Genomic DNA, 4,292 nt, shown 5'->3' with positions numbered 1-4,292 from the left:
GGCCAGTGCACCTGGAATCTGCTGAGAAGTAGATTCCAGGTGAAAAAACAAACAATCTCAGGGTTGTTTTGGTCAAATTCAGGCCCGCACCAGAAAATACTGATACTGCCGTAGCGATTGTTGAGTTATTCAGACGTTCCTTAGATAAAGTAACCGCTGACATTGCCCTGGCAGAAAAAAACACCAGCAAAAAAACAGTAAAATAGCCTGATCTCATATTATTTTTCCTCTTCTGACTGCTTTTCAATTGCCCTGACCAAACTGCCGTCCTTGATCGAAGCAAAAAGTCTTTCCACACTCTCGTTAAAATTATTTTCACAGATGATAGTCAAATCCGAGGAAAGCTCTACCAGGTAGGAAATAAGCACTCGGCCAGCCCGCTGATCGAGGCTGCGATAGAGATTCCTGAACCATGCCTTTTCAAATTTGCTCAACCGCTTTTGCAGGTTATTTTTATAATCCCGAAAGGCAGGAATCGCACCGCCTGGAGAATAAAATTTTCTCACTAATCCGGGTCCTTCAATTTTCAGATAGTTTAAATATAATTTTTGTCTTTCTTTTATAAATTGATTCCCCTCCAAATAAACTGTCAGAACCTGTAGATCCTTTTCACTGAAACCCCTGGCCCTGAGTGCCTCGGTTCCCTGTTGTACAAAGTTGGGAGATGTCATAGGTCCAAACAACTGCGAAACCGTCATCCATCCTGGATAGGTACTCAGATCTATCGAGTATTTACCCTCAGATATCCGCTCAATGCCATACCTGGCCAGATATTCAATTTCCTTGCCCGCATCGATCTGGTCGGAAACCATCTCCATCCGCAGCATGGCCAGACGATCCTGGCGGTCATCAAATACCCAGGTTTCCTCTATCTCGACTTCAAACGGAAAGGAACTCGCAAAGAGCTTTTCGATCTCCTCTCGCTGGAAGGTTGCCTGATAGTCAGTGCTGGATGCATACACATTAGCTGATAAAAAAACAAGTAGTACAATTAACCGCATCAACGATCAGAACTCCTATTACTGTGTAGCTGTAATCAACCTGACAATCCATATTCGCTGGATTGCGGCCCTTGAAAAACTGCAGAATTACCAGGAATTGCTCGCTTTCCGAGAGCCTGTTCCCGACGGTCTCACATCCCTGTACCGCAGTTACCAGCCAGATTATTGAGCACCTGACAAGCACTAAGCGATTGTTCGAGCATTTACTGTCAATTTGATTGGCAGCTTGACAATACGGACATAAATAACTTTTTTATTCTTCTTGAATAGCTACCTGGTACTTATATAACAGGATAAACCAATATAGCAGATAAGAATCAAAGGAAAATTATCGTGACATTATTTGTGATCCAGTTCACCACTCCGCGGTTCCAATGCGCCGAAAGCACCTTTGCAATCGATTGTTCAAACTGGCACTTGAGTGGAGATGGCCAGCCGCAAGGACAGGCCACATCGGCCGCTTATCAAGGGCTTGCGCAGGCACCCACCGGGCGAAAGACCATCCTTGTACCCTATTAACCCGGCAACGCATTCCATTGCCGGGTTAATGGACTATCGGAGACTGCCACCGGTGGCCAGGGGGCTGACTCGGGGCTACTGCGGGATAAGGCGAACCGGACTATCGGAGACTGCCACCGGTGGCCAGGGGGCTGACTCGGGGCTACTGCGGGATAAGGCGAACCCAGTTGAGATTCCAGCCTCCCTGGGGCACACCAATGCCAAAATTCTGCACACCGGCTTCCAGGTAAGTGGTCAGACTGACGGTGGTCCAGTTTTGCCATCCACCGGTGGCGGGGATACCGACAGTACCATACACCGGAAAACCGCCGGCGCGCTCGAAACTGAGACTCCCCCCGCCCGGTGTGGCAACCCGGAACTCCACAGTGTAATGACCGGCTGTGGGCACTGAGATGTCGTGATAGGCCATCCAGTCACCGGCGTCTATCCAGCCCAGGTTGAGACCTCCACCGGAATCACTGGTTACCTCCGTTTGCACACCGCTCATATAGGTGTAATCTTCGGCCTCGATAAAGATGTCGCCACCGGGCGGATCCGGCTCGTCCAGGCGCCGAATGTCCAGCCAGTTGATATTCCAGCCGGATGCCAGGGCGGCAATAGCCAGTTCCCGCTCGCCGGCCTCCAGTTGAACCTGATGCTGTATAGTGCTCCAGCTCTGCCAGGCGCCGGTATTGGGGATGTCCATCTGTCCGTACACAGGGGAGCCGCCCCGCGCCTCCAGTTGCAACCGCCCACCACTGTCGGGCGCGGCCACCCGGTAATCAACAGTGTAAACGCCGCTGACCGGCACCTGAACCTTGTAGCTCATCCAATCGCCGGTATCGATATAGCCCACATTGTGGCCGCCACCCGTGTCGGCGGTGTCCTCCAGCTGTATGCCGGACATGGCACAGAAATTCTCTGCTTCGATTCGGGCGGGCAGCGCGACGCTATCGCAATTGCCATCGGGAGGCTGGTTACCTCCCCAGCCACGGATAATGTCCCGCACTTTATTACCGGATTCCGTCAGGCTGGAGCTGGACCAGCCGCCGCTGCTGCTGGCACCGGGCACCAGGGCGGAGGCCCCTTCACTCTTGTCATTAATCGCCCAATTGGCGTGACTGATGTGGTTGGCGCTAAGGAAATTCATCCAGTTGTCGGTTTCACCATGGTTGACGCCGCCGTTACCGTCGGCATTGACGGTGCCCCATTCGGTGGCAAACAGGGCTATGCCATTGTCCAGGGCGGTGCGCGCCTTGTCGCGCAGAAACTGGCCGTGGGTGCCGGCATAGAAATGCAGGGCATAGGCGATATTGGCGTAACCACGAATCGGATCGTAGGAAGCCAGATCCACGTCCTGGGACCAGGTCGGGGTACCGACGATAATCAGGTTGTCCGGATCGATGGCGCGAATGGCAGAGATCACTGCCTCTGCATAGGGTTTGACATCACCACTCCAGGAAACCTGTTTGGGCTCATTGTATATCTCGTAAATAACATTGTGGGTATGACCGTAAGCGGAGGCCATGCGCCGGAAAAAATCCATAGCGCGGTTCCAGTCGTGGGTGTGAGCATAGTGGGAATGCCAGTCGATGATAACGTACATATCATTGGCGATGGCCGCATCCACCACTCTGCGCACCTTGGCTTCGTTCCCAGCCGGATCGGCAAAGTAGCCGCCACCGTCTTCTACCCCCATGGCGGCCCGCACCAGGGGGGAATGCCAGTCTGACTGCAACCATTGCACTGTATCCGCGTTGTAATATTTCTCCCCGCCCCAGCCGTTGTTACTCCAGAAAAAACTGTTGCCGGCCAGACTGCCGACCTGGCCGCCAATGAGAACCCGGTTGCCGCTGACGCTCAGTGGCTCTACGGCAAATGCGGCAGCGGCCTGCAGCAACCAGCAGCCACCAACCAGGACCGCTGTGGTATGCCGGCAGAGCGCAACCAGGCGAGTTGTGATTGAGTTTGTCATACTCCTTGTCCCTCTCGAATTGTTTTGCACCAGTCACCCGGATGGTGCCGGTTCTTTTTAGCGCTCAACGGATAAATCCACCACAGGGAGCACACCAGGCTCCGAGTGGCGCCTGCATCCAGGCGCTGTTTGGACTGCGGCGACATGATTCCGCCACAAGCAACGGCCGACAATGGAAACAAGCCCAAGAGGGCCTTTATCAGGGCAATAGGGACTCGAAGCAGGTATGGGAAAGATTGCGCGGGTAACAGGGACAGCCCGAGGGGGGCTCCTGGAATGCTTTATCCGTCACGCAAAGGGAATCACCAGGGCAGCCTATTACACGTCCATTGCGCCTGATCGTGCGGTGCCTGTCGAGAACATTTTCTCCTTACAAATTCAGCCAGTAGCTGAGCTAAAGCGATCCACATACACTAGCAGGTTGTTGAAAAAGGCATCCTGCCTTTTTCAAAACACGAAAAGCGAAAAATGTGATTTTCACTTTTCTCTCAAAATCAACGACTTAGGCGTCGCCGATTTTGCCGGAACATCCATATTCCGGTAGCAGGCGCCGAAATTCTTAGAATTTCAACAGCCTGCTAGAAGAAGTTCTGCGCACAGATATAATCAATAGCGCTGACAAAATAATTTTCAGAAGAGTTTATTCTTCATTGGCTTAATTAAATTATTTTTTCCTAAGGAACGTCTGAATAACTCAACAATCGCTACGGCAGTATCAGTATTTTCTGGTGCGGGCCTGAATTTGACCAAAACAACCCTGAGATTGTTTGTTTTTTCACCTGGAATCTACTTCTCAGCAGATTCCAGGTGCACTGGCC

The 4,292-nt window shown here is 52.1% G+C and carries 3 protein-coding genes; all 3 read right to left on the bottom strand.

The annotated features are described in order from the left end of the window. Positions 1 to 217: hypothetical protein (locus AB1S50_RS19035; RefSeq protein WP_367152808.1), on the bottom strand; the 217-nt coding region annotated here is incomplete at its 3' end. Between the two features lies 1 nt (position 218). Further along, positions 219 to 1,004: a hypothetical protein gene (locus AB1S50_RS19030; RefSeq protein WP_367152807.1), complete on the bottom strand. Its 786-nt coding sequence runs from the start codon at positions 1,002 to 1,004 to the stop codon at positions 219 to 221. Positions 1,005 to 1,662: 658 nt separating this feature from the next. Further along, complete coding sequence (locus AB1S50_RS19025) at positions 1,663 to 3,474, bottom strand: carbohydrate-binding protein (RefSeq protein WP_367152805.1); 1,812 nt, start codon at positions 3,472 to 3,474, stop codon at positions 1,663 to 1,665. Positions 3,475 to 4,292: the final 818 nt, after the last annotated feature.

Source organism: Microbulbifer discodermiae (assembly GCF_040742695.1).
Classification (GTDB): domain Bacteria; phylum Pseudomonadota; class Gammaproteobacteria; order Pseudomonadales; family Cellvibrionaceae; genus Microbulbifer.
Note: the sequence above shows the minus strand (reverse complement) of the source record. Positions and strands in the feature narration are given on the sequence as shown.